Here is a 22336-nt window from a genome sequence, read left to right as displayed (position 1 = left end):
GAACAAATGGTTTTCCGCCGGGGCGCGCTGGTACCGTCCGCCTTGAAAAAGTGCCCTTCTTCCGCTTCGGGTGGCGGGCGGGGCGGTCGGATGGGGACCCAGGTCAGCCATCGGCGCGACACACAAGGAGACTCGAGATCACCGGCGAGACTGTGCCCACCAAGGCTGCGCTCATTGCGGACATTATGGGCGCGCAGCAGCGGCTGCAGGAGCTGATCGCCGAGGACCGGGCCGATCCGCTCTTCTCCTCGCACCTGACGTTGTCGCAGCTCAGGATCCTCATGCTGCTCGCCCGCCACGGCTCTGTCTCGGGCAGCGAGCTGGCCGGCATGGTCGGGATCGGCGCGGCCGCGCTGACCGGCATGATCGACCGGCTCGTGGTGCAGGATCTGGTGGCGCGCGCGGAGGATCCGCACGACCGGCGCGTACGCCGGATCGCGCTGACACGCACGGGCCGCGATCTCATCGGGAGCATCTTCAACGCCGGTGAGGAGAAGATGCGCGCGCTCCTCAGCCGTCTCTCAGCCGAGGAGCTCGATCTGGTCGCTCAGGCGACCACGCTGATCATCAAGGCCGCCGAGGCGGGCCCGGAGTCAGGCCAGGCCTAGCTCGCGGGCCGCGATCAGCACGTCGTTCTGGATGGTGGTGGGCGACGGGGCGGTCGAGATCGCCCACTCCGGGTCCTTGAGCCCGTGGCCGGTGACCGTGCAGACCACCCGCGAGCCGGCCGGGATCTTGCCCTCGGCGGCCGACTGCAGCAGGCCGGCCACGCTGGCCGCGCTGCCCAGCTCGACGAAGACGCCGACCTCGCGGGCGAGCAGCCGGTAGGCCGAGAGGATCTCGCGGTCGGTGACCGAGGCGATCAGGCCGCCCGAGGTGTCCCGCGCGTCCAGTGCCTTGGTCCAGCTGGCCGGGTTGCCGATCCGGATGGCGGTGGCGATCGTCGACGGTTCCTCGACGACCTTGCCGGTGACGATCGGCGCCGCGCCGGAGGCCTGGAAGCCGTACATCTTCGGCAGCCGGGTGCTGTTGCCCGCCGCGTGGTCCTCCTGGTAGCCCATCCAGTAGGCCGAGATGTTGCCCGCGTTGCCGACCGGGAGGCAGTGGATGTCGGGCGCGTCGCCCAGCGCCTCGACGATCTCGAAGGACGCCGTCTTCTGGCCGTGCAGCCGGAAGATGTTGACCGAGTTGACCAGGGAGACCGGGAAGTCCTGGGACAGCTTGGAGGCCAGCGCCAGGCAGTCGTCGAAGTTGCCGTTGACCTGCAGCAGCTTCGCGCCGTGGACGAGGGCCTGGGCCAGCTTGCCGAGCGCGATCTTGCCCTGCGGCACGAGCACCGCGCAGGTGACACCGGCCCTGGCCGCGTAGGCGGCGGCCGAGGCACTGGTGTTGCCGGTGGAGGCGCAGATGATCGCCTTGGCACCCTCCTCGACCGCCTTGGACACGGCCATGGTCATGCCGCGGTCCTTGAACGAGCCGGTCGGGTTGGCCCCCTCGACCTTGAGGTAGACGTCGGCCCCCGTGCGAGCGGACAGCACGGGTGCCGGCACGAGCGGCGTGTTGCCCTCGTGCAGCGTGATCACCGGGGTCTTGTCGGTGACCGGAAGGCGGTCCCGATATGCCTCGATGAGTCCCCGGTACATGACTGTGCTCCTCACGCTTGTCCTCGACGGGCCCCAAGAGTGTCGCAGACTGCCGAATCCTGAGACCGGATGTTCAATATTCGGGACTTCAGGCGCCGCCCTCGACCCGCAGCACGCTGGCGATCGAGCGCACGATGTCCAACCCCGACAGGTCTTCGACGGTGGCGGCCAGATTGGCGTCCGGCGCACCGTGGGTGACGATCACCAGTTTGGCGTCCTCGGCCCGGCCCGACTGGCGGACCGTCGCGATCGACACCTCGTGCTGGGCGAAGACACCGGCCACACTGGCCAGCACGCCCGGGCGTTCGGCCACGTCGAGACTGATGTGATATCTCGTCAGGGCCTCGCCGATCGGGCGTACGGGAAGATCGGCGTAATTGCTCTCGCTCGGTGCTCGGGTGCCGGACAGCTTGTTGCGCGCGGCCGCCACGATGTCGCCCAGCACCGCGCTGGCGGTCGGCGTGCCACCCGCCCCGCGGCCGTAGAACATGAGCTGACCGGCCGCCTCGGCCTCGACGAACACGGCGTTGAAGGCGTCGCCGACCCCGGCCAGCGGGTGGCTCCGCGGGATCATCGCCGGGTGCACGCGTACGGAGATCGACTCCTGCCCGGACGAGTCGGGCCCGCGCTCGGCGATGCACAGCAGCTTGATCGTGCAGCCCATCTCCTTGGCGCTGGCCATGTCGCCCGCGGTCACCCCGGTCATGCCCTCGCGGAACACGTCGGCCGCGGTGACCCGGGAGTGGAACGCCAGCGAGGCGAGGATGGCCGCCTTGGCCGCGGCGTCGAAGCCCTCGACGTCGGCCGTCGGGTCGGCCTCGGCGTAGCCCAGCTCGGTCGCCTCGTCGAGGGCCTCGCTGAACCCGGCGCCCGAGGTGTCCATCGACGAGAGGATGAAGTTGGTCGTGCCGTTCACGATGCCGGTGACCCGGGTGACCCGGTCGCCGTGCAGCGACTCGCGCAGCGGGCGCAGCAGCGGGATCGCGCCGGCCACGGACGCCTCGTAGTAGAGGTCGGCACCGCCCTCGGTGGCCGCGTCGTGCAGCGCCGCGCCGTCCTCGGCCAGCAGCGCCTTGTTCGCCGTGACCACGCTCTTGCCCGCCCGCAGCGCCTCGACCAGCCAGGTGCGGGCCGGCTCGATGCCGCCCACCACCTCGACCACCACGTCCACGTCGTCGCGCTTGATCAGACCCAGCGCGTCGGTGGTGAACAGGCTCGAGTCGATCGGCAGGTCACCGCGCTCGCGGCCGATGCGGCGGACCGCGACCCCGACGATCTCGATCGGGGCGCCGATCCGGGCCGTCAGATCACCGGCCTGGTCGTGCAGCAGGCGTACGACTTCCGACCCGACCGTGCCACAGCCCAGCAGGGCCAGGCGGACGGGCTTCTTTGGTTCACCCTGGGTCATCCAACATCCAATGCGAGCAGGTCGTCCTCGGTCTCCCGCCGCACGATCACGCGCGAGGCGCCGTCGCGCACCGCCACCACGGGCGGCCGAGGGACGTGGTTGTAGTTGCTGGCCATGCTCCGGCAGTAGGCGCCGGTGCCGGGCACGGCAAGAAGATCTCCGGGCTGCACGTCGGCGGGCAGGAATTCATCCTTCACGACGATGTCCCCGGATTCACAATGCTTTCCCACCACGCGGGCCAGCAACGGCTCGGCGTCGCTGGCTCGGCCGGCCACGGTCGCCGAGTAGGAGGCGTCGTAGAGCGCCGTCCGGATGTTGTCGCTCATGCCGCCGTCGACACTCACGTACGTCCGGATGCCGTCGACGTCTTTGACCGTGCCGACCTCGTACAGGGTCAGGACCGCGGGACCGACGATCGCGCGCCCGGGCTCGATCGAGAGACGCGGCTTGCGCAGGTTGGCCAGGTCGCATTCCGACTCGACGATCTTGTTGAGCCGTTTGGCCAGGTCGCCCGGGGTGCTGGGGTCGTCCTGGGTGGTGTAGGCGATGCCGAAGCCGCCGCCCAGGTCGAGGTCGGCCAGCTCGACCCCGCGCGCGTCGCGGATCTGCGCCTGCAGCTCGAGCACCCGGCGCGCCGCGACCTCGAAGCCGCTGGTGTCGAAGATCTGCGAGCCGATGTGCGAGTGCAGCCCCTGGAGGTTGAGCACGCCCTCGTCCAGGATCTTGACGGCGGCCTGGAACGCCGCGCCGCCGGCCAGCGAGAAGCCGAACTTCTGGTCCTCGTGGGCGGTCGCGATGAACTCGTGCGTGTGCGCCTCGACACCCACCGTGACGCGTACGAGAACATTGGGGCTCTTGTTGTATTTTTTTGCCAATTCGGTCAGCCGGTCGATCTCGTCGAACGAGTCGACGATGATCCGGCCCACCCCGGCCTCGAGGGCCCGGCGCAGCTCCGACAGCGACTTGTTGTTGCCGTGGAAGCCCATCCGCTCGCCCGGGAACCCGGCCGCCAGCGCGACCGCGAGCTCGCCGCCCGAGCAGACATCGAGGTACAGGCCCTCCTCGTCGATGACCCGGACGACGGCCTTGCACAGGAACGACTTGCCCGCGTAATAGACGTCACACCCGGCGAACGCGGACGCGAAGTCACGGCAGCGGGCCCGCAGGTCGTCCTCGTCCAGCAGGTAGGCCGGCGTGCCGTGCTCGGCGGCGAGGTCGAGGACGCTGACGCCGCCGATCTCGAGGTGCCCGGCCGCGGCCCGGTTCACGGTCCGCGGCCAGAGCTGCGGCACCAGCGCGTTCACGTCGTCGGGGGTCCGCAGCCAGGCCGGACCCCGCTGCCCGAGGTCGCCGTGCAGCGCCCCGGCCTCATGCGCTCGCATCCCTACATCCTTTCGGGCGCCGAGACGCCGAGCAGGGCCAAACCGTTGGCAATCACCGTACGGGTGGCGTCGTTGAGCCAGAGTCGCGCGACGTTGACGTCGGTGATCGGGTCGTCACCGCTCTTGGGCGACACCGGGCACTTGTCGTAGAAGCGGTGGTAGGCCCCGGCGACCTCTTCGAGATAGCGGGCCACGTGGTGCGGCTCGCGCAGCGCGGCCGAGCGGGCCACCACGTCCGGATATTCGCCCAGCGCCTTGAGGAGGTCGTTCTCCTTCTCGTGGGTCAGCAACTCGGGGTGGAAGTCGGCCGCCTCACCGCGACGCACGCCCTTCTCCTGAGCGTTGCGGGCGACGTTGGCCGACCGGGCCGCGACATATTGCACGTAATAGACCGGGTTGTCGTTGTTACGCCGGGTCCACCGCTCGATGTCGAGGTTGATCGGCGAGTCGGACGAATAGCGGGCCAGCGCGTACCGGGTCGCGTCGACCCCGAGCGCGTCGACGAAGTCCTCCAGGGTCACCACGGTGCCGGCGCGCTTGCTCATCCGGACCGGCTCGCCGTCGCGCACCAGGCTGACCAGCTGGCCGATCAGGATCTCGAGGTTGACCGCCGGGTCGTCGCCGAAGCAGGCCGACATCGCCTTCATCCGGCCGATGTAGCCGTGATGGTCGGCCCCCAGCATGATCACGACCCGGTCGAAGCCCCGCTTGCGCTTGTCCAGGTAGTAGGCGCAGTCGGCCGCGAAATAGGTCCAGTCGCCGTCCGACTTGCGGAGCACCCGGTCCTTGTCGTCGCCGAACTCGGTCGTCCGCAGCCAGGTCGCGCCGTCGGCCTCGAAGATGTGGCCCTGCTCGCGCAGCCGGTCGAGGGCCTCCTGCAGTTCGCCCCGCTCGTGCAGGTCCTTCTCGTTGAAGTAGGTGTCGAAGTGCACACCGAACTCGTCGAGCGACTGCTTGATCTCGGCGAACATCAGGTCGACGCCGACCCGCCGGAAGGTCTCGAGCGCTGTACCTTCCTCCTGGCTCGTCACCTCCGGTGCTTCTTTGACGACCTTTTCTGCGATCTCGGCGATGTAGGCGCCGCCGTAACCGTCCTCGGGGGCGGGCTCGCCCTTCGCGCTCGCGTAGAGAGACTTCGCGAACCGGTCGATCTGGGACCCGGCGTCGTTGAAGTAGTACTCCGTGCCGACCGTCGCGCCCGCGGCCCGCAGCAGCCGGGAGAGCGCGTCGCCGACCGCGGCCCACCGCACGCCGCCGATGTGCACCGGGCCGGTCGGGTTGGCGCTCACGAACTCCAGGTTGATCCGCTCGCCGGTCAACGTGTCGGAATGCCCGTAGGCGGAGCCGGCCACCACGATGTCGCGGGCCAGCACCCCGGCCGCGGCCGCGTCGAGACGGATGTTGAGGAAGCCCGGACCGGCGATCTCGACCGACTTGACGCCCGGCTGACGGCCCAGCTCCTCGGCCAGCGCGGCGGCCAGCTCACGCGGCGCCACCCCGGCCTTCTTGCCCAGCTGCATGGCCAGCGTGGAGGCGTAGTCACCGTGCTCGGGGTTGCGGGGTCGCTCGACCGTCGTCGCCTCAGGCAGAGCCGAGATGTCGAGCCCGCGGGTCTCGAACACGGCACGAGCAGCTGAGAGAACGGTGGCAGCAAGCTTGGCGGGAGTCACTACGCCATGCTATCGGGGGTAGACTTTGCCGCTCGGTGGCCACCCGAGCCCCGCCCTCCCGCATTCAAGAGATCGACGAGGCACGATGAGCATGAGCACGCCGGGTCCCGAGCGGGTCCCGTCCTCCGTCAAGGTCACCAAGACCTCCGGTCAGGGCAAGCCGCCCGCCGGCGGCTCTTCTTCGACCAAGCCCGGCTCTTCTTCGACCAAGCCCGGCGCCAAGAAGCCCGGCGCCAAGGGCGGCAAGGGCCGTAAGCCCGTCGCCCCTGTCAAGGTCTCCGGCGGCCGCAACTGGGGCCCCATCGCCGTGGCCGGCGCGGTCGTCCTGGTCGCCGTCGGCATCATCGGCTACGGCGTCTTCGCCGCCGTCCAGGGCTCGAAGGGCTGGGAGGAGAAGCTCAACGCGATCTCCGGCGTGGTCGACTACCGCGCGCAGAAGAACGCCGCGATCGACGCCCGCGACCACAAGGAAGGCACCCAGACCTACGTGACGAGCCCGCCCGTCGGCGGCGCCCACAACAGCGTCTGGCAGAACTGCATGGGCGACGTCTACGCCCAGCCCATCGCCAACGAGCACGCGGTGCACAGCCTCGAGCACGGCGCCGTGTGGGTGACCTACAAGCAGGGCCTCGCCGCCGACCAGGTCGCCGTGCTGCAGAAGAAGGTCGAAGGCCAGGACTACATGTTCATGTCGCCCTACGCGGGCCTCGACAAGAACGTGTCCGTCCAGGTCTGGGGCTACCAGTACAAGACCGACGACGTGAACGACAGCAAGATCGACGACTTCATCAAGGACGCCCGCCTCAACGCGTCGATGGAGCCCGGAGCCGCCTGCTCCAGCGGCAACACCACCACCGGCCCGCTGCAGGCCGCCGCCACGACGCCGGGCATGACGAGCGGTAGCTGATGCCCGTCACCACCGATCCGGCGGGAGCGGCGACCGCGGTTGCCGCTCCCGCCGACCGGCGCACCCGATCCTGGCTCGTGGTCGCCGTCCTGGTGCTCGGCCTGGCCCTCGGCGTCGGCGCGGGCCTGCTCATCCCGCGGTTCACCCACCCCGGTGACGACTCGGTCGAGGCCGGCTTCCTGCGCGACATGTCGACCCACCACGCCCAGGCGGTCGAGATGTCGATGCTGGCCCACGCCAACTCGACCAACCCGCGCATCGTCACCCTGGCCGGCGACATCGCCCTCACCCAGCACGGCCAGATCGGCTACATGCAGGCGTGGCTGCGCGACTGGGGCCTCAGCCCGACCAGCTCCCAAGAGCCGATGGCGTGGATGCCCGGCTCGGCCGGCTCAGTCGTCAACGGCCTGATGCCCGGCATGGCCACACCGGCCCAGCTGGCCGAACTCCGCAAGGCCACCGGAAACGACCTCGACGTGCAGTTCCTCACCCTGATGAGGGCCCACCACCTGGGCGGCATCCACATGGCCCAAGAGATCATCCAGCTGTCCGACGACAAAGACGTGACCTGGCTCGCCCAGACCATGGTCTCGGGCCAGCAGAGCGAACTCGGCCTCATCGACAGCCTCCTGCAACAACTCCAGCCGAAGTGACGAATCGCCGCCGCAAGCCGGATACCGGTTGGCGGCGGCGGTTTGCCGCCTGCTAGTCTCTGAAACCACTGAGCCCCCGTAGCTCAGGGGATAGAGCGTCGCCCTCCGGAGGCGAAAGCGCAGGTTCGAATCCTGCCGGGGGCACCCTTTGCGCCACTTTCGGGTGAATGTCCGGATTGGATGATCCTCCGGCGACCCAGCTGAGCTGCGTGTATACACCTCAGAGACTAACGCCGCGAGAGCACCGCCAGGGAGCAGGTTGGCGCGGGCGCACTTTGAGCTGAGGCGGCAGGTCACCCGGTGGGGTTACCGATATTCCGTGCTGGGCTGGGCTCGTGCTGAGGTGAAGCATGGGAGCAGGCCGGGAGGTTGAGTTCGACTACGAGATCACCCTCGTGGACGGTGAACGCGGTCGGCAACTCGAAGCAGGACAGGCGGCTTCCATACTGGAGATCCTGGAGTGGATCGGCCGCCATACAGAACCAGGAACGACGAAACAACCCTTGACAACGAGCCGAGAACTATCTGATGGCAACGTGCCTCAACCTGACTCTGGGGTCCCAGGTTGTTACCCCACCGCGGAGCCACGATCCGAGGTTTCCCCCGTTGTCACCAACCTGCTCCCACCACTCAGTTTCCGCCCGGTGCCGTCTGACAGGCGTCGCGGGTGAAGTTCTGGGCCGGCGTTTTGATCGTCGGTCGTACTGCCTGAAGTTGCATGTGTCTTCCGATCAGGGTCGGAGCAGCGTTTTGATCGCGCGGCGGTCGTCCATGGCCCGGTATCCCTGCGCCGCTTCGGCGAGTGGGAGGTCAAGGTCGAAGACCCGGCCCGGGTCGATCTCACGGGTGAGGATCAGATCGATGAGCTCGGGCAGGAAGCGGCGGACCGGAGCGGGTCCACCGAGCAGGTGCACCTCGGCGAAGAACAGTTCGGTGCCGGGCAGTTCGACGCCGTGGGCGACGCCGACGTAGCCGACGTGGCCACCGGCACGGGTGGAGCGGATGGCCTGCATCATCGATTCCTGGGTGCCGACCGCTTCGATCACCGAGTGGGCGCCGTACCCGCCGGTCATGTCCTTGATCCGTGCTACGCCTTCATCGCCGCGTTCGGTGACGATGTCGGTGGCGCCGAAGTCCAAGGCGAGCTTCTGCCGGGACTCGTGCCTGCTCATCGCGATGATCCGCTCGGCGCCGAGATGTTTCGCGGCGAGGATGGCGTGCAGGCCGACGGCGCCGTCACCGACGACCGCGACGGTCTTACCCGGTCCGGCCTCGGCGGCGACAGCGCCGAACCAGCCGGTACCGAGGACGTCGGAGGCGGTCAGCAGGGACGGGACGAGATCGGCAGGTGGGAGTTCGGGGGTGGCGACCAGGGTGCCATCGGCGAGCGGTACACGCAGGTACTCGGCCTGAGCGCCACCGGCGCCGACGAACTCGACGTGGATGCATCGACTCTGGTAGCCGGCCTGGCAGATCTCGCAGGTGTTGTCGGAAGCCATGAAGGAGCCGATGACGAACTGGCCCGGCTTGATCCGGGCGACTTCGGCGCCGACCTCCTCAACGATGCCGACATACTCGTGGCCCATCGGGGTCGGCCCGGCCGTCTGCTCGATGCCGCGCCACGGCCACAGGTCAGAACCGCAGACGCAGGCGGCCGTTACCCGGATGATCGCGTCGGTCGGCGCGAGCAGGACCGGCCTGTCGCGCTCTTCGACGCGGACGTCGCCGGGGCCGTACATGATTGCCTGACGCACCGTCAGTTCTCCTTGGTCGTGGGGCTGAACACCTGCTTGGCGACCGCCATGGCGGACATGGCCTTGGGCCATCCGGAGTAGAACGCGAGATGGGTGATGGCCTCGATCAGCTCGGTCTCGGTCACACCGTTCTGCTTGGCGTACGCGAGGTGAAAGACGAGCTGCTCAGTGCTTCCGCTGGTGAGCAGGGCGGCCACGGTTACCAGACTGCGGTCGCGGGCGGCGAGTTCCTTGCGTTCCCAGATCTCGCCGAACAGCACGTCATCGGTGTAGTGCACGAGCGCCGGAGCGAAGTCGCCGAACATCTTCTCGGCGCCCGACGGTTCTTTCTGACTCATGAGTTCTCCTCAACGAGGGGTGACGGCGAGGGTCGCGGCGCGTGCTTGCGGGGCGAGCATCATGGCGATGTAGGAGGCCCCGTAGCGGCCGTACTTCTTGCGGTAGGCGGCGTCCACCTGCTCCTGGACGGCGTCGTCAGCGGCGATGTCAGCCACGAAGACCTCGGCGCCGATGCCGGCCGCGTCGATGTGTCCCTCGTGTCGTTCCCGGATCCCTCGATACCAGCGGGCGGAGACGCCGCGTGCGGACCGGACAAACAGCGCGCCGTTGTGCGCAACCACCCAGATCGGCACCGGCGTCCGGAGCTGTCCGTCGGGCGCCGCTGAGGTGATGCGCAGTTCATCGGCGGAGCTGATCAGGGTGAAGTCGGCGGTGTCCCATGCGGCCATGGGTCAATAGAAGCCTGCGGGTCCGCTGCCTGGGAGTTGCTGCTTTCAGGTGTACTGACAGCACATCCCAACAAGGCCCGTGCTCTGCCTACGCTGAGTGGGTGGACAACCGCGACGAGATCCGTACGTTTCTCAGCTCGCGCCGAGCGAAGATCAGCCCGGCGCAGGCCGGACTGCCGGAACGCGGGCGGCGCAAGGTGCCCGGGTTGCGCCGCGGTGAGGTCGCCGAGCTGGCCGGGGTGAGCATCGAGTATTACGCGCAGCTGGAGCGCGGCAACCTGTCCGGTGCGTCCGACAGCGTCCTGGACGCCCTCGCGCGGGCGTTGCAGCTCGACGAGGCCGAGCGGTCCCACCTGTACGATCTGGCCCGCGCCGGTGGCCCGGCCACGCAACGCCGCCGCCGGTCGCCGGGCACGGCGTTGCGGCCGAGCGTCCAGTACATGCTCGACGGGATGACCGAGGTTCCGGCGTATGTGCGCAACGGTCGTCTCGACATCCTGGTCGCGAATGCGCTCGCCCGCGCGCTGTACGCGCCCGCGTTCGACAGCCCGGTCAAACCGGCCAATACGGCCCGGTTCAATTTCCTCGACCCGCGGGCCAGGGACTTCTGGTTCGATTGGGACCGCGCCTTGGACGAGACCGTGGCGTTGTTGCGGACCGAGGCCGGCCGGGATCCGTACGACAAGGGGCTGTCCGACCTGGTCGGCGAGCTGTCGACGCGTAGCGACGCGTTCCGGACCCGGTGGGCCGCGCACGACGTGCGGCTGCACAGCACCGGGGCGAAGCATTTCCGTCACCCGGTGGTGGGGGAGCTGCATTTGACGTACGAGTCGCTCGAGATGCCGGGCGAGCCGGGCCTGACCATGCTGGTCTTCACCGCCGAGCCGGGCAGCCCGTCGGCTGACGGGCTGCGCATGCTGGCCAGCTGGTCGGCAACCCAGAACAGCCCCACTCCTCGCTGACAAAGCTCGCCGCTCGCTCTCACCGGCCAATGCCGGCTCCACCCTGCCCTTCGAAAGGGATAAAGCATGAGATTGCGTACGCTCGGGCAAGGTCTTGAAGTCTCCGCCATCGGACTCGGCTGCATGGGGATGAGCCAGAGCTACGGCCCGAACCCTGGCGACGAGCAGGCCATGATCACACTGTTGCGCGACGCCGTCGACCGAGGCGTCACCTTCTTCGACACCGCCGAGGTGTATGGCCCGTACGTCAATGAAGAACTCGTCGGTAAGGCGCTTGCTCCGGTCAGGGACCAGGTCGTCATCGCCACCAAGTTCGGCCATGATCTGCGCGACGGCAGGTCATACGGCACCTCCAGCCGACCCGATGTGATCCGGCGAGCGGTCGAGGGGTCATTGCGTCGGCTCGACTTGGACACCATCGGCTTGTACTACCAGCACCGGGTCGACCCGGACGTCCCGATCGAGGACGTCGCCGGCACGGTGAAGGAGCTGATCGAGGCAGGCAAGGTCCGCCACTTCGGCATGTCCGAGGCCGCCGCAGGCACGATCCGCCGCGCCCACGCGGTCCAGCCCGTCACCGCCGTGCAGAGCGAGTACTCCCTGTGGCTGCGCACGCAGGAGGATTCCGTGCTGCCCACCCTGGCCGAGCTGGGGATCGGGTTCGTGCCATTCAGCCCGCTCGGCAAGGGCTTCCTCACCGGCACGATCGACAGCAGCACGACGTTCACGCCCGGCGACATCCGGACCAGCATCCCGCGCTTCGACGAGGCCAACCGGCAGGCCAACCAGGATCTCGTCGATCTGATCGGCCGGGTCGCGGACCGCAGGAACGCCACCCCGGCCCAGATCGCCCTGGCCTGGCTGCTGGCCCAGCAGCCGTGGATCGTCCCTATCCCCGGAACCCGGCGTCTGACCCGCCTGGAGGAGAACCTCGGCGCCGCCGACCTCAGCCTCTCCAGTTCGGATCTCGCCGAGATCGATGACGCCGCAGGGAAGATCGAGATCAAGGGCGCCCGCTATCCCGACCACCTCGAACGGCAGACCGGCCTGTGAGCGTCGATACGACGGCAGCCCCGACGACGACCGCTGACGCACCGCACGCGCGTACCGTCCTGACGATCGGGTCGCTGGGGTTCTTCCTGATGACCCTCGACATCTCGATCGTCAACGTCTCCCTGCCGGACATCACCCGGGATCTCGGCGGCGGCACCACCGGTCAGCAGTGGACGATCGACGGGTACACGCTGGTGTTCGCCAGTCTGCTGATCTCCGCGGGCAGCCTCGCCGACCGGATCGGCGCCAAACGCGCTCTCGGGCTGGGCGTGGCCATGTTCACCGTGGCGTCGGCCGGATGCGCGTTCGCGCCGGGCATCGGCATGCTGATCGCGGCCCGGTGCCTGCAGGGCGTCGGCGCGGCGGTGATGCTCCCGGCGTCGATGGCGCTGATCCGCGAGGCGTACCCCGATCCGCGCCGCCGGGCGCGGGCGCTGAGCGTGTGGGCGGTCGGCGGGGCCGTCGCCGCGCTGATCGGCCAGCCGCTGGGTGGCCTGCTCACGACCATCGACTGGCGCTGGGTGTTCATCATCAACCTGCCGGTCGGCATCGGCATGGCGCTGTTCCTGTGCACGGTCGCGCGCTCACCGCAGCGCCCGGTGCCGTTCGACTGGCCCGGCCAGGTCCTGGCGATCGTCGCGCTCGCCAGCCTGATCTTCGGCCTCATCGAGGGCGGCCATCTCGGATACGCCAACCCCGCTGTCGTCGGCACTCTGACCGCCGCCGTGCTCGCCCTCGCCGCCTTCCTGATCGTCCAGGCCCGCGTCGCGCACCCGATGATGCCGCTGACGCTGTTCTCCTCGGCAAGCTTCCGGATCTCGCTGTCCGTCGGGTTCGCGTTCATGGTCGGCAACTACGCCAACGTCTTCACCACCAGTCTGTTCCTGCAGCAGGATCTCGGGTTGTCGCCGCTGCACACCGGCCTGATGTACGTTCCGGCCGGCGTCTTCGCGATCATCGGCAACCTGGCCAGCGGCCGGATCACCAACAGATTCAGCCCCCGGATCCCGATCCTCACCGGCCAACTGGCCATGGTGGCCGGGCTCGCTGCTCTCCTCGTGACCGTCCAGCTGAGATCGCCCCTGCTGGTCGCCCTGTGCATCATCCCGATCGGCGGCGGTGGCGCCCTGGCCATGCCACCGGTCACCGGAGTCGTCCTCAACGGCATCGAACCCGACCGGGCCGGCACGGCCAGCGCGGTCTACAACACCTTCCGCCAGGTCGGCGGAGCAGTCGCCATCGCCGTGTTCGGCTCCCTGCTCGCAACCTCGGCGAACTTCCTCGACGGGATGCGAACCAGCCTCATCATCGCCGCGGCGCTGTTACTCGTCACCGCCGCCATCAGCCTGGGAATCCGCACGGCACCGGCCGCCCGTTCATGACGGGCGCAGCGGGCCACGGCGGCCGATCACCCAGACCAGCAACGCGAACAGGCTCAACGCGGTCCCCGCTGCCGTGACGGCGGTCCAGCCGCCGGCCGACCACAGCACCGTGGCGGCGGCCGACCCGGCGGCCCCACCGAGGAAGTTGCTCGTGACGTACGCGGTGTTGAGCCGGCTGCGAGCTTCGGACGACAGGGCGAACAGGCGGGTCTGGTTGAGGATCGCCACGCCCTGGATCGCCACATCGAGCATGATGATGGCAACGATCAGCAGCGGCACGGAGTGCCCCGCGAACCTCAGCAAGACGAACGCGATGAGGACCACGCCCCAGCCGATACCGGTCGCGGGCAGGGACCAGCCACGGTCGTGCAGCCGCCCGGCGCGCTGGGCGCCGAACGCGCCGGCCAGACCGGCCAGGCCGAAGAGACCGATGATCGAGACCGGGTAGTGGAACGGCGGCCCGCTGAGCAGGAAGGTGAGCGCGGTCCAGAACATCGTGAAGGCGGCGAACCCGGTGGACGCCAGTACCAGCGTCCATCGCACCGCGCGCTGCCGCGCGATCACCCGGAACACCGATGCGATCAGAGCGGGGTACGTCATCCGGGTCTTGGGCGCCAGCGTGGGGAGGGCCCGGGCAAGCAGCAGGCCCATCGTCAGCGTCAGCACCGCCGCGGCCAGGTAGATCGCGCGCCAGCCGGCGACCTGGGCGACCAGACCGCTGATCGTACGGGAGCTCAGAATCCCGATGAGGATGCCGGAGGCGACGGTTCCGACGGTCCGGCCGCGGTGGGCGTCGTCGGCCAGATCCCCGGCCAGAGGCGTGAGGATCTGCCCGGCCACGGTGGTGAGCCCGAGCACCGTGATGGCGGCCAGCAGCACACCGATCGACGGCGACACCGCACAAACCACGAGCGCCGCGGCGGCGCACGACATCATCACGGGGATCAGGCGACGCCGGTCGACGACGTCGCCGAGCGGCACGATCAGCAGGATTCCTGCGGCGTAGCCGAGCTGGGTGGCGGTGATCAGCCAGCCCGCAACGGTGTGCGAGGCGTGCAGGTCAGCGGCGATCAGGTCGAGCAGCGGCTGCGCCCAGTACAGATTGCCGACGGCCGCCCCGGCCGCCGCCGCGAACAGGACGGTCAGTCCCGGCGTCATGGTTCGCCGCATGGTGCCGTTCTCAGTCGCTGAGAGTGACGTGGACGGTCCGCGCGGACCAGGGGAAACCATGCGTTCATACAAGCACGACGGTTCCCCAGCAAGGATTTGCTGGTTTCAGGTGTACTGACAGCACATCCCAGACCGGGCCTCGACGTGCCTACGCTGAGTGGCGTCATCAGCTCATGGCAAGGACGGATCGTGGAGTACCGAAACCTCGGCCGCAGCGGCCTGAAAGTCAGCCGGATCGCGCTGGGCACCATGAACTTCGGCATGGAAACCGACCAGCCCGACAGCGTCAGCATCCTGGATGCGGCACTGGACGCCGGGATCAACTTCATCGACACCGCTGACGTCTACGGCGGCCCGCAATCGCCGGACATGAAACAGGGCTACGGCATCTCCGAGGAATTCATCGGGGACTGGCTGTCCCAGGACACCGGACGCCGCGACCAGATCGTCCTGGCCACCAAGGTCTACCAGCCGATGGGCACCGGCCCCAACGACCGCGGCCTGTCCGCCTACCACATTCGCCGGGCCTGCGAGGACAGCCTGCGGCGGCTGAAGACCGACCACATCGACCTCTACGAGATGCACCACATCGACCGCAGCACCCCTTGGGACGAGATCTGGCAGGCAATGGAACAGCTCGTCCGCGAAGGCAAGATCCTGTACGTCGGGAGCAGCAACTTCGCCGGGTGGGACATCGCCACCGCCCAGAACAACGCCGCAGCCCGGCACTTCCTCGGCCTGATCAGCGAACAGAGCGTCTACAACCTCAACGCCCGCATGATCGAGCTGGAAGTCATCCCCGCCGCCCGGCATTTCGGCCTCGGGCTGATCCCCTACAGCCCGCTGGCGGGCGGCCTGCTCGGCGGGGCGCTCGACAAGGCGAGCAAGGGGCGCCGGGCCTCCGAGCGCATCCAGCGACAGATCGAGGGAAAACGCGCCCAACTCGAGGCGTACGAAGCGCTCTGCCGCGAGCTGGGCGAGCAACCCGCCGACGTCGCCATGGCCTGGCTGCTCCACCAACCAGCCGTGACCGCCACCATCACCGGCCCGCGTACCGCCGACCAGATCACTGGCACCTTACGTGCTCTGACGATCTCGCTGACCCCGCAGACGCTGGCCCGGCTCGACGAGATCTGGCCCGGCCCCGGCGGCGCAGCCCCGCAGGCGTACGCCTGGTGACCTCCGCATCTCACTCACACGGACAGGAAACCCCCATGAAGATCGCAGTCATCGGTACCGGCATGGTCGGACGCGGACTGGCGGGTCGGCTCGCCCGGCTCGGCCACGACGTCGTCGTCGGCACCCGGGACGCCGACGCCACCGCCGGTAGAAGCGATTTCCAGGAGTGGCAGCAGGCGCATCCCGACGTCGGACTGCTGCCCTTCGCCCAGGCGGGCGCCTTCGGCGAACTGGTGATCAACGCCTCCGCCGGCGCCAGCTCCCTGGCCGCGCTGGACGCCGTCGGCGCCGACAACCTCGACGGCAAGGTGCTCCTCGACCTCGCCATCCCGCTCGACCTCTCCCAGGGGCTGCCGCCCACGCTGCTGATCGCCGCCGACGACAGCCTCGGCGAGCGGATTCAGCGCGCCTTCCCGGGCGCCCGGGTCGTCAAGTCGCTGCACACCATGTACTTCGAGATCATGATCGACCCAGCCCGGATACCCGGCCCGCACAGCGTCTTCGTCGCTGGTGAGGACGCTGCGGCCAAGAAGACCGTCAGCGAGCTGCTGGGCGAGTTCGGCTGGCCGCAGGACGCGATCATCGACCTCGGCGGCATCACGACCGCCCGCGGTACCGAGATGTACTCCCGCCTCTACTTCGACCTGGTCGGCGCCTTCGGCGACTTCAACTTCACCATCAACGTCGTCCGCGCCGCCTGATAGGAGCACCGATGCACACTCGAACTCTTGGCCAGGGGCTGACCGTCTCGGCCATCGGCCTGGGCGTCATGGGAATGTCCGCGGGCTACGGCCCCAACCCCGGCGATCGCGACGCCATGATCGGTGTCTTGCGCGGCGCGGTTGAACGCGGTGTCACGTTCTTCGACACCGCCGAGGTCTACGGACCGTACGTCAACGAGGAACTTCTCGGCGACGCTCTCGCACAAGTGCGCGACGACGTGGTCATCGCCACGAAGTTCGGGTGGCGCATCGAGGACGGCAAGTCGGTAGGACTCGACAGCCGCCCCGAACACATCACGCAGGTCGCGGATGCCTCACTGCGCAGACTCCGGACCGACCGGATCGACCTGTTCTACCAGCACCGCGTCGACCCCGCCGTACCGATCAAGGACGTGGCCGGTGCCGTCGCGGACCTGATCCAGGCTGGAAAGGTCCGGCACTTCGGTCTCTCCGAAGCGGCCGCCGATACCATCCGCCGCGCGCACGCCGTCCACCCGGTGACCGCGGTCCAGAGCGAGTACTCGCTGTGGACCCGCGACCCGGAACCGTCCGTCCTGCCCACCTGCGCCGAGCTCGGCATCGGGTTCGTCCCGTTCAGCCCCCTCGGCCGGGGTTTCCTCACCGGCACCGTCGATTCCGGCACAGCGTTTGCGGCAGACGACGTCCGCAGAACCATCCCGCGGTTCGACGACGAGAACCGGGCCGCCAACATGGCGCTGGTCGATCAGGTCAACCATCTGGCCGAGGCGAAGGGTGCGACGGCGGGCCAGATCGCGCTGGCGTGGCTGCTCGCCCAGCACCCGTGGATCACGCCGATTCCCGGAACCCGGCGCTTGTCCCGGATCGACGAGAACGTCGCCGCCACCACGGTGCCGCTGTCGGCCGACGAGCTCGCCATCCTCGGCAACCTCGTATCCGAGGTAGGTGTGCACGGCGACCGCTACAACGAACACCACATGTCGCTGGCAGGTCGCTAGTCGGCGGGGCGAATTCCACGCGTACCGGCCAGCACGCCGACCAACCGGTCTTGAGCGCTCGGCGGGAGCACACCGCTGATGAGGCGCATCAACTTCGCGTCCGTGCCGATCCGGCAGTGGGTTCGCGGGCGGGGGGACTCGACGGCTCGGACGATGGTCCGGACGGCCACCGCGACGTCGGATCCGCCGTCGGCGAAGCGTTGTGCGGTCCGGTCGACGGCTGCGGTGAGGTCGTCGTATCGGCCGTGCTGGGCTGGGGTGAGTTCCGGCCCGTGCGAATTCATGGCTTTCTCCCATCCGCCGGTCTTGACCGCGCCGGGCTGCACGACGACGACCTTCGTCCGGGTCGCGACGAGTTCCCGGCGCAGGGCGTCGCTGACCTTCTCGAGGCCCGCCTTGGCGGCGGCGTAAGCGCCCGTGGTCGGGCTGGTCACCAGCGTCGCCGCGGAGGAGACGTTGACAATGCGTCCCGCCTCGGACTCGGTCAGAGCCGGGAGCAGCGCAGTGATCATCCGTATGTGTCCGAGCAGGTTGACCTCGAGCTGGTCGCGCCAACCCGCGAGCGGCAGCAGCTCGACCGGCGAGTTCGAGCTCACACCGGCGTTGTTCACCAGAGCGATGCGGGCGTACCGGGAGCCGTCCCCGACCCGTTCGGCGACGGCGCGGACATCGTCGTCGTTCGTGATGTCCAGCCGGACGACCTCGATCCCCGGCTGTCCCCCGAAGTCCACGTCAGCGGGCCGCCGGACACCGGCGAGGACGTGGTATCCGTGGCGGGCGAGGGCCACAGCGGTGGCATGACCGATACCGCTGGATGCGCCGGTGACGATGGCGAGCTGGCCTGAAGTCGGCATGTCGTTCCTCGTGGAGTGGGTTGCGGATGCCTGCCTGTCAAGGCAAAAACTTGACATGCATGTCAAGTGCAAGGAGTTGTCGAATGAAGATCGGCGAACTGTCCGCGGCGACCGGGGTGAGCCCTCGCTCGCTGCGCCACTACGAGGCCAACGGGTTGATCGAGGCTGAGCGGACACCCGGAAGGCAGCGCGAGTACCCGCAGGAGACACTGGACCGCGTCGACCTCATCCAGCAACTGCTCGGGGCCGGCCTGGTCAGCAACGAGATCAGACCGATTCTGAACGCCGTAGCCGCCGGTGAATCATCGGAAGAACTCGTCGCCGAACTCCTGGCCCGACGCGAGGTACTGGCGCAGCGCCTGGCCGGCTTGTCCACGGCAATCAAACGACTCGAGGAGATGGTCGCCATCGCCCGCTCACCAGAGCTCCACTGCGCCCCTGCGCAGGAATTCCCGCCCAGGCCAGCATCCACTAGACGGGCATCTCAGCCGCGATAGCCAGCCGACCCGATGGGGAGCAGGTTTGGGATGTATCCGGCCGGGGGCACGAGCTCGGGAGCGACCCTGTCCGCGGAAAGCGCGGACCGTGGTCGCTCGTTCTGTTCCTGGGGCCCGAGCCCCAGACCCCACGCCGTGGGGGCAAGCCCCCCGGATCCCCCATCCGACTCGCCTCGCGCTGGGTGGACGGCTTCGGCTTCGCCTCGCCTCACGTTTACGTGAGTTGCGCTGGGGCGGCTTCGACTTCGGCCTGCCTCACGTTTACATGAGTTGCTCTGGAACAGCTTCAGCATGAGGACGGGCATCGGGGCTGTGGGCATCGCCGGAATACCAAGGGCACGGCCACAGGCGTGGCGGATCGCACTCAGGTGGCGGGCACCCGGGCTGCTCCTCGCGAACCGGCAGATTCACGCGTACGAAAGGTGGCTATCACCTAGTGGTGGATGGCGTTCGGCGGTTTCGGTTGTGCCGATGGCCCGTGAGGTATCTGCCACCGGGGGCGGCGGCGGTCGCTGATGAGCAGATCACCGGTGCGGAACGGCGGGAGGGGGCTTCGGGCGCGCTGCGGGCTTCCCACCACGCCGGCCGACCAGCTGATAAGGCATCGATCCCGGCTTCTATGACGCCGAGGCGACCTGGATGCACTACGGCTACCGTGCCCTGCGCTGGACCAGCGAGCGCCGCGAAGCGTGTGTGTATCCGGCGGAGAGCGATCGCGCCGCGGGGAAGCCACGTGCTCTGCGCGAAGATTCGTACCGCCAGGATCCCCGCATCGGCTTCCTGCGCCGGGCGTGGAACGCGGTCGCCGACCGGGAGCATCCGCCGGAACCGCCGCCCAAGCCTGATGCCATGCGGGGCCACGACGTGCCGTTCGACCTCAATGCCATGATCGTCTACTGGACACCACGGCCCGTCGCGCCGAGGAAGGCGCGCGGCAGATGTTCGGCGTCGCGGGTGGGCGGGGCACCCCGTGGGCCGGCGGGCTGCAACCCGGAGCCCCTGGGGGCACCTGTGGAACGGCGGCCAGGACCCGCTTCACCTCGCGATGAACTTCTTCCTGGGTGCGGACCCGGTCAAGCCGCAAACACCGTCACCGAATAACGACCTGGCTCCGACGTGCCTGCTGCTGGACTTCTACGGCGGGTGGTACTCGCGGTTGTGCGAGCAGGATCCGGCCCGCGCCGTCGATGTGGTCGTGAAGCCGTACGGGTGGATGGGAACCTATCGCTGTTCAGCGGCGACGGGTGCCTGGTTCTGTGGGGCCGAGAGCTGGCACCGGCTCGGCTGGGAACGGTTACCCGGATGAGGCGGCGGTCAGCAGCGACTCGGCCAGCGGGGTTCGGGTGTTCAGGAGGCGGCGCCCGGCTCGGTGCGTGGTGACCAGGCCGGTCGCTCTCAAGGTGGCCAGGTGGTGGGAGATGCCGCCGGGCGTGATGCCGGTTCGGTGGGCCAGGTCGGTTGTGGACAGCGGCGACGTCAGCTCGAGCAGCAGGCGGGCCCGGCCGCGGCCCAGCAGCGTGGTGAGGGCCTCGGACGGGGTGGTGGCCGGCTCCCACAGCGTGGCCACGCCGGGCGGCGGGTAGGCCAACTGGGGCATCGGGCCGGCCGAGACGGTCAGCACGGCCGGCCACGCGAAGATCGACGGGATCAGGATCACGCCGGCGCCTGCGGGGACGTCGGGGGCTGTGCAGTGGGGCTGGTTGATGGTCAGGATTCCGTTTTGCCATTTCACCTGGGGATGCAGGTCGGACAGGACGGCGGCGGCTCCCTCGGTGGCCAGACGGTTGGCCTGGCGTTGGATCTCGGCGGCCAGCAAAGCGTGCATGCGCGGCCAATCGGGAGCCACGGCGGTGGACCAATAGGCCTTGATCTCGTCGGACAGGCGGGCCAGGCCGGCCGCCGGGTCACGGTGCAGGGCGTCGAGCAACGGGGACAAGGCCGGCATGTAGCCCAGGTGTTCGCGGACGGTGGCCGGTGCGGTGGCCCGCAACGCCGCCAGCTCGAGGTCGAGGTCGGCGGAGAGACCGGCCGGGGGCGGTGTCAGGAAATCGGGGGTGTAGGCGCCGGCCGGGGCGACCAGGGCCGCCAGCAGAGTGTCAGCGGGTAGGGCCACGCCGGAAGCCCACCGGCGGTAGATCGCGGGGACGCCGGGAGCGTTCAGGAGGCGTACGCCGGAAAGGGTCTCCCACAAGCAGGAGACAGCGAACCGGATCTTGGTGGCGGACGCGGCCGAGAGGGCGATCGAGACCAAGGTCGGCTCCGTGGATTGAGCGGTGGCTCAAACTCTACGGCGCTCGGATACCTGGTCGAAGACTGTGCGGGTGACTGAAGAATTTCGTTCTCTGCATGTTCCGGGCCGGCCGTTGGTGCTGGTCAACGCGTGGGACGTGGCCAGCGCCCGGATCGCCGAGCAGGCCGGGGCGCGGGCGGTCGCCACCACCAGCGCGGGGGTGGCCTGGAGTCTGGGGGCGCCGGACGGGGACGCGCTCGGGCGGGACGACGCGATCGGACTCGTCGGCCGGGTGGCGCGGGCGGTCGGGGTTCCGGTGACGGCCGACATCGAGTCGGGGTATGGCTCACCGGACGAGACCGTACGGGCGGTGGCCGCGACGGGGGCGGCCGGCGTCAACCTGGAAGACGGCGATCGCGGCGTGGACGAGCAGGTGAAACTGCTCGCGGCGGCTCGGGCGGCCGGGCCGGGGCTGTTCCTCAACGCGCGGATGGATGCCTATCTGCGCGGCACCGGCGAGCTCGATGAGGTCGTGGCGCGGGCCGAGGCGTACGTCGCGGCGGGGGCGGACGGCATCTTCGTACCGGGAATGGTTGATCTGGCCACGGTGAAGGAGCTCGCCGCGCGCATCCCGGCGCCGCTCAACGTGATGGCGGTGAGCGGCGGGCCGAGCGTGGCCGAGTTCGCGGCGGTGGGGGTGGCGCGGGTCAGCCTGGGATCGGCCGTGGCCCAGGCGGCGTACGCAGTGGTCGAGCGCGCCACGGTGGAAGCGCTGACCAGCGGCACGTACGCCGCGGTGGACGGCGCCCTGGACTACGGGCGCCTGAACAACCTGATGACGGGCTACTCGGCGTAGCGCGTGGGCGGGAACGGGTTGTCGGGACTGAGCGGGGTGGTCTCGCCCTCCGACTCCTGCCGGGCGGTGACGCTCTCGATGTCCTGCTCGACGGCGTCGGCGTCCGGGTCGTAGGGCACCGGGTCGTCGGTGGCCGGCGGGACGTCGCCCGGGTCGTAGTCGCTGACCCCGGCGTCGGCCCGCTCCTGCTCGGTGCGGCGGGCGAGTTCGTCGTCGTCGAGGTGGGCGGGCGCGCCGCCGTGGAACCGGCGATCGCGCTCGCCCTCGGCTGCTTCGGTGTTGAAGTTCTCCCTGGTCATGTCGCTCACC

General features: G+C 69.0%; 23 protein-coding genes and 1 tRNA gene. 13 read left to right on the top strand and 11 right to left on the bottom strand.

Annotated features, from left to right (window positions below; genetic code table 11):
- Nucleotides 1–50: 50 nt before the first annotated feature.
- Entirely contained in the window at nucleotides 51–608 is a 558-nt protein-coding gene (locus KOI35_RS00335) for a MarR family winged helix-turn-helix transcriptional regulator (RefSeq protein WP_308120695.1), read from the top strand.
- Here KOI35_RS00335 and thrC read toward each other — a convergent pair.
- The 4 genes from thrC to argS all read right to left on the bottom strand — a co-directional run bounded on the left by thrC (nucleotide 594) and on the right by argS (nucleotide 6103).
- Complete coding sequence (thrC, locus tag KOI35_RS00330) at nucleotides 594–1643, bottom strand: threonine synthase (protein WP_215783950.1); 1050 nt, start codon at nucleotides 1641–1643, stop codon at nucleotides 594–596. The two genes, KOI35_RS00335 and thrC, sit on opposite strands and share 15 nt — an antisense overlap.
- An 88-nt stretch (nucleotides 1644–1731) precedes the next feature.
- Nucleotides 1732–3051: a homoserine dehydrogenase gene (locus tag KOI35_RS00325; RefSeq protein ID WP_215783949.1), complete on the bottom strand. Its 1320-nt coding sequence runs from the start codon at nucleotides 3049–3051 to the stop codon at nucleotides 1732–1734.
- Entirely contained in the window at nucleotides 3048–4433 is a 1386-nt protein-coding gene (gene lysA / locus KOI35_RS00320) for a diaminopimelate decarboxylase (protein ID WP_215783948.1), read from the bottom strand. Before lysA ends, KOI35_RS00325 begins: the two co-directional genes overlap by 4 nt.
- 2 nt (nucleotides 4434–4435) lie before the next feature.
- Entirely contained in the window at nucleotides 4436–6103 is a 1668-nt protein-coding gene (argS, locus tag KOI35_RS00315; protein ID WP_215783947.1) for an arginine--tRNA ligase, read from the bottom strand.
- A gap of 85 nt (nucleotides 6104–6188) precedes the next feature.
- On the opposite strand from argS, the gene KOI35_RS00310 reads away from it, so the two are divergent.
- The 3 genes from KOI35_RS00310 (at nucleotide 6189) to KOI35_RS00300 (ending at nucleotide 7807) form a co-directional block, all read left to right on the top strand.
- Entirely contained in the window at nucleotides 6189–7010 is an 822-nt protein-coding gene (locus tag KOI35_RS00310; protein WP_215783946.1) for a thioredoxin-like domain-containing protein, read from the top strand.
- Nucleotides 7010–7663 carry a DUF305 domain-containing protein gene (locus tag KOI35_RS00305; RefSeq protein ID WP_215783945.1) on the top strand — a complete coding sequence of 218 codons (654 nt, stop codon included), beginning with the start codon at nucleotides 7010–7012 and terminating at the stop codon, nucleotides 7661–7663. The genes KOI35_RS00310 and KOI35_RS00305 overlap by 1 nt, the downstream gene beginning before the upstream one ends.
- A gap of 72 nt (nucleotides 7664–7735) precedes the next feature.
- A tRNA-Arg gene (locus tag KOI35_RS00300) sits at nucleotides 7736–7807 on the top strand.
- A 587-nt stretch (nucleotides 7808–8394) separates the two neighbouring features.
- On the opposite strand, the gene KOI35_RS00295 is transcribed toward KOI35_RS00300, so the two are convergent.
- The 3 genes from KOI35_RS00295 to KOI35_RS00285 are packed head-to-tail and all read right to left on the bottom strand — an operon-like array spanning nucleotide 8395 to nucleotide 10145.
- Nucleotides 8395–9417 (bottom strand): zinc-dependent alcohol dehydrogenase family protein, encoded by a 1023-nt coding sequence (locus KOI35_RS00295; protein ID WP_215783944.1) that lies wholly within the window; start codon nucleotides 9415–9417, stop codon nucleotides 8395–8397.
- Nucleotides 9418–9419: 2 nt separating this feature from the next.
- Nucleotides 9420–9755, bottom strand: a complete 336-nt coding sequence (locus tag KOI35_RS00290; protein WP_215783943.1) for a carboxymuconolactone decarboxylase family protein — start codon at nucleotides 9753–9755, stop codon at nucleotides 9420–9422.
- Between the two features lie 9 nt (nucleotides 9756–9764).
- Nucleotides 9765–10145 (bottom strand): DUF2255 family protein, encoded by a 381-nt coding sequence (locus tag KOI35_RS00285; protein ID WP_215783942.1) that lies wholly within the window; start codon nucleotides 10143–10145, stop codon nucleotides 9765–9767.
- A 101-nt stretch (nucleotides 10146–10246) separates the two neighbouring features.
- On the opposite strand from KOI35_RS00285, the gene KOI35_RS00280 reads away from it, so the two are divergent.
- The 3 genes from KOI35_RS00280 to KOI35_RS00270 all read left to right on the top strand — a co-directional run bounded on the left by KOI35_RS00280 (nucleotide 10247) and on the right by KOI35_RS00270 (nucleotide 13542).
- The gene (locus KOI35_RS00280) at nucleotides 10247–11107 is read left to right on the top strand and encodes a helix-turn-helix transcriptional regulator (RefSeq protein WP_215783941.1); all 861 of its coding nucleotides are present in this window, start codon (nucleotides 10247–10249) and stop codon (nucleotides 11105–11107) included.
- A gap of 66 nt (nucleotides 11108–11173) precedes the next feature.
- Nucleotides 11174–12160, top strand: a complete 987-nt coding sequence (locus KOI35_RS00275) for an aldo/keto reductase (protein ID WP_215783940.1) — start codon at nucleotides 11174–11176, stop codon at nucleotides 12158–12160.
- Nucleotides 12157–13542 carry an MFS transporter gene (locus KOI35_RS00270; RefSeq protein WP_215783939.1) on the top strand — a complete coding sequence of 462 codons (1386 nt, stop codon included), beginning with the start codon at nucleotides 12157–12159 and terminating at the stop codon, nucleotides 13540–13542. The genes KOI35_RS00275 and KOI35_RS00270 overlap by 4 nt, the downstream gene beginning before the upstream one ends.
- On the opposite strand, the gene KOI35_RS00265 is transcribed toward KOI35_RS00270, so the two are convergent.
- Nucleotides 13537–14712 carry an MFS transporter gene (locus tag KOI35_RS00265; RefSeq protein WP_215783938.1) on the bottom strand — a complete coding sequence of 392 codons (1176 nt, stop codon included), beginning with the start codon at nucleotides 14710–14712 and terminating at the stop codon, nucleotides 13537–13539. The genes KOI35_RS00270 and KOI35_RS00265 overlap by 6 nt on opposite strands.
- A 189-nt stretch (nucleotides 14713–14901) precedes the next feature.
- Here KOI35_RS00265 and KOI35_RS00260 point away from each other — a divergent pair, with 189 nt between their 5' ends.
- Genes KOI35_RS00260 through KOI35_RS00250 form a run of 3 tightly spaced genes read left to right on the top strand, consistent with a single transcriptional unit; the run spans nucleotide 14902 to nucleotide 17590 of the window.
- Entirely contained in the window at nucleotides 14902–15891 is a 990-nt protein-coding gene (locus KOI35_RS00260; protein ID WP_308120690.1) for an aldo/keto reductase, read from the top strand.
- Nucleotides 15892–15926: 35 nt separating this feature from the next.
- Nucleotides 15927–16592 carry an NADPH-dependent F420 reductase gene (locus KOI35_RS00255; RefSeq protein ID WP_215783937.1) on the top strand — a complete coding sequence of 222 codons (666 nt, stop codon included), beginning with the start codon at nucleotides 15927–15929 and terminating at the stop codon, nucleotides 16590–16592.
- Nucleotides 16593–16603: 11 nt separating this feature from the next.
- On the top strand, nucleotides 16604–17590 hold the full coding sequence (locus KOI35_RS00250; protein ID WP_215783936.1) for an aldo/keto reductase: 987 nt from the start codon (nucleotides 16604–16606) through the stop codon (nucleotides 17588–17590).
- Here KOI35_RS00250 and KOI35_RS00245 read toward each other — a convergent pair.
- Nucleotides 17587–18444 carry an SDR family NAD(P)-dependent oxidoreductase gene (locus tag KOI35_RS00245; RefSeq protein WP_215783935.1) on the bottom strand — a complete coding sequence of 286 codons (858 nt, stop codon included), beginning with the start codon at nucleotides 18442–18444 and terminating at the stop codon, nucleotides 17587–17589. The genes KOI35_RS00250 and KOI35_RS00245 overlap by 4 nt on opposite strands.
- Nucleotides 18445–18527: 83 nt before the next feature.
- Between KOI35_RS00245 and KOI35_RS00240 the strand changes: the two genes are divergently transcribed.
- Nucleotides 18528–18941 carry a MerR family transcriptional regulator gene (locus KOI35_RS00240; protein ID WP_215783934.1) on the top strand — a complete coding sequence of 138 codons (414 nt, stop codon included), beginning with the start codon at nucleotides 18528–18530 and terminating at the stop codon, nucleotides 18939–18941.
- A 1045-nt stretch (nucleotides 18942–19986) separates the two neighbouring features.
- Complete coding sequence (locus KOI35_RS00235; RefSeq protein ID WP_215783933.1) at nucleotides 19987–20247, top strand: hypothetical protein; 261 nt, start codon at nucleotides 19987–19989, stop codon at nucleotides 20245–20247.
- Here KOI35_RS00235 and KOI35_RS00230 read toward each other — a convergent pair.
- Nucleotides 20236–21192: a DUF5937 family protein gene (locus KOI35_RS00230; RefSeq protein ID WP_215783932.1), complete on the bottom strand. Its 957-nt coding sequence runs from the start codon at nucleotides 21190–21192 to the stop codon at nucleotides 20236–20238. The two genes, KOI35_RS00235 and KOI35_RS00230, sit on opposite strands and share 12 nt — an antisense overlap.
- 70 nt (nucleotides 21193–21262) lie before the next feature.
- On the opposite strand from KOI35_RS00230, the gene KOI35_RS00225 reads away from it, so the two are divergent.
- A complete protein-coding gene (locus KOI35_RS00225; protein WP_438870572.1) occupies nucleotides 21263–22027 on the top strand; it encodes an isocitrate lyase/PEP mutase family protein in 765 nt (254 codons plus the stop codon).
- Here the strand turns inward: KOI35_RS00225 and KOI35_RS00220 are convergent.
- Nucleotides 22015–22326, bottom strand: coding sequence for a hypothetical protein (locus tag KOI35_RS00220; protein ID WP_246612344.1), 312 nt, complete (start codon nucleotides 22324–22326; stop codon nucleotides 22015–22017). The genes KOI35_RS00225 and KOI35_RS00220 overlap by 13 nt on opposite strands.
- Nucleotides 22327–22336 lie beyond the last annotated feature (10 nt).

It is taken from the genome of Paractinoplanes bogorensis (assembly GCF_018829635.1).
Classification (GTDB): domain Bacteria; phylum Actinomycetota; class Actinomycetes; order Mycobacteriales; family Micromonosporaceae; genus Actinoplanes; species Actinoplanes bogorensis.
Note: the sequence above shows the minus strand (reverse complement) of the source record. Positions and strands in the feature narration are given on the sequence as shown.

Bases quoted from the DNA above. Each gene is read 5' to 3' on its own strand.
- thrC (WP_215783950.1), bottom strand. From the start codon at position 1,643: ATGTACCGGGGACTCATCGAGGCATATCGGGACCGCCTTCCGGTCACC.
- KOI35_RS00325 (WP_215783949.1), bottom strand. From the start codon at position 3,051: ATGACCCAGGGTGAACCAAAGAAGCCCGTCCGCCTGGCCCTGCTGGGC.
- lysA (WP_215783948.1), bottom strand. From the start codon at position 4,433: ATGCGAGCGCATGAGGCCGGGGCGCTGCACGGCGACCTCGGGCAGCGG.
- KOI35_RS00310 (WP_215783946.1), top strand. From the start codon at position 6,189: ATGAGCATGAGCACGCCGGGTCCCGAGCGGGTCCCGTCCTCCGTCAAG.
- KOI35_RS00305 (WP_215783945.1), top strand. From the start codon at position 7,010: ATGCCCGTCACCACCGATCCGGCGGGAGCGGCGACCGCGGTTGCCGCT.
- KOI35_RS00290 (WP_215783943.1), bottom strand. From the start codon at position 9,755: ATGAGTCAGAAAGAACCGTCGGGCGCCGAGAAGATGTTCGGCGACTTC.
- KOI35_RS00285 (WP_215783942.1), bottom strand. From the start codon at position 10,145: ATGGCCGCATGGGACACCGCCGACTTCACCCTGATCAGCTCCGCCGAT.
- KOI35_RS00275 (WP_215783940.1), top strand. From the start codon at position 11,174: ATGAGATTGCGTACGCTCGGGCAAGGTCTTGAAGTCTCCGCCATCGGA.
- KOI35_RS00265 (WP_215783938.1), bottom strand. From the start codon at position 14,712: ATGCGGCGAACCATGACGCCGGGACTGACCGTCCTGTTCGCGGCGGCG.
- KOI35_RS00255 (WP_215783937.1), top strand. From the start codon at position 15,927: ATGAAGATCGCAGTCATCGGTACCGGCATGGTCGGACGCGGACTGGCG.
- KOI35_RS00250 (WP_215783936.1), top strand. From the start codon at position 16,604: ATGCACACTCGAACTCTTGGCCAGGGGCTGACCGTCTCGGCCATCGGC.
- KOI35_RS00245 (WP_215783935.1), bottom strand. From the start codon at position 18,444: ATGCCGACTTCAGGCCAGCTCGCCATCGTCACCGGCGCATCCAGCGGT.
- KOI35_RS00240 (WP_215783934.1), top strand. From the start codon at position 18,528: ATGAAGATCGGCGAACTGTCCGCGGCGACCGGGGTGAGCCCTCGCTCG.
- KOI35_RS00235 (WP_215783933.1), top strand. From the start codon at position 19,987: ATGAACTTCTTCCTGGGTGCGGACCCGGTCAAGCCGCAAACACCGTCA.
- KOI35_RS00220 (WP_246612344.1), bottom strand. From the start codon at position 22,326: ATGACCAGGGAGAACTTCAACACCGAAGCAGCCGAGGGCGAGCGCGAT.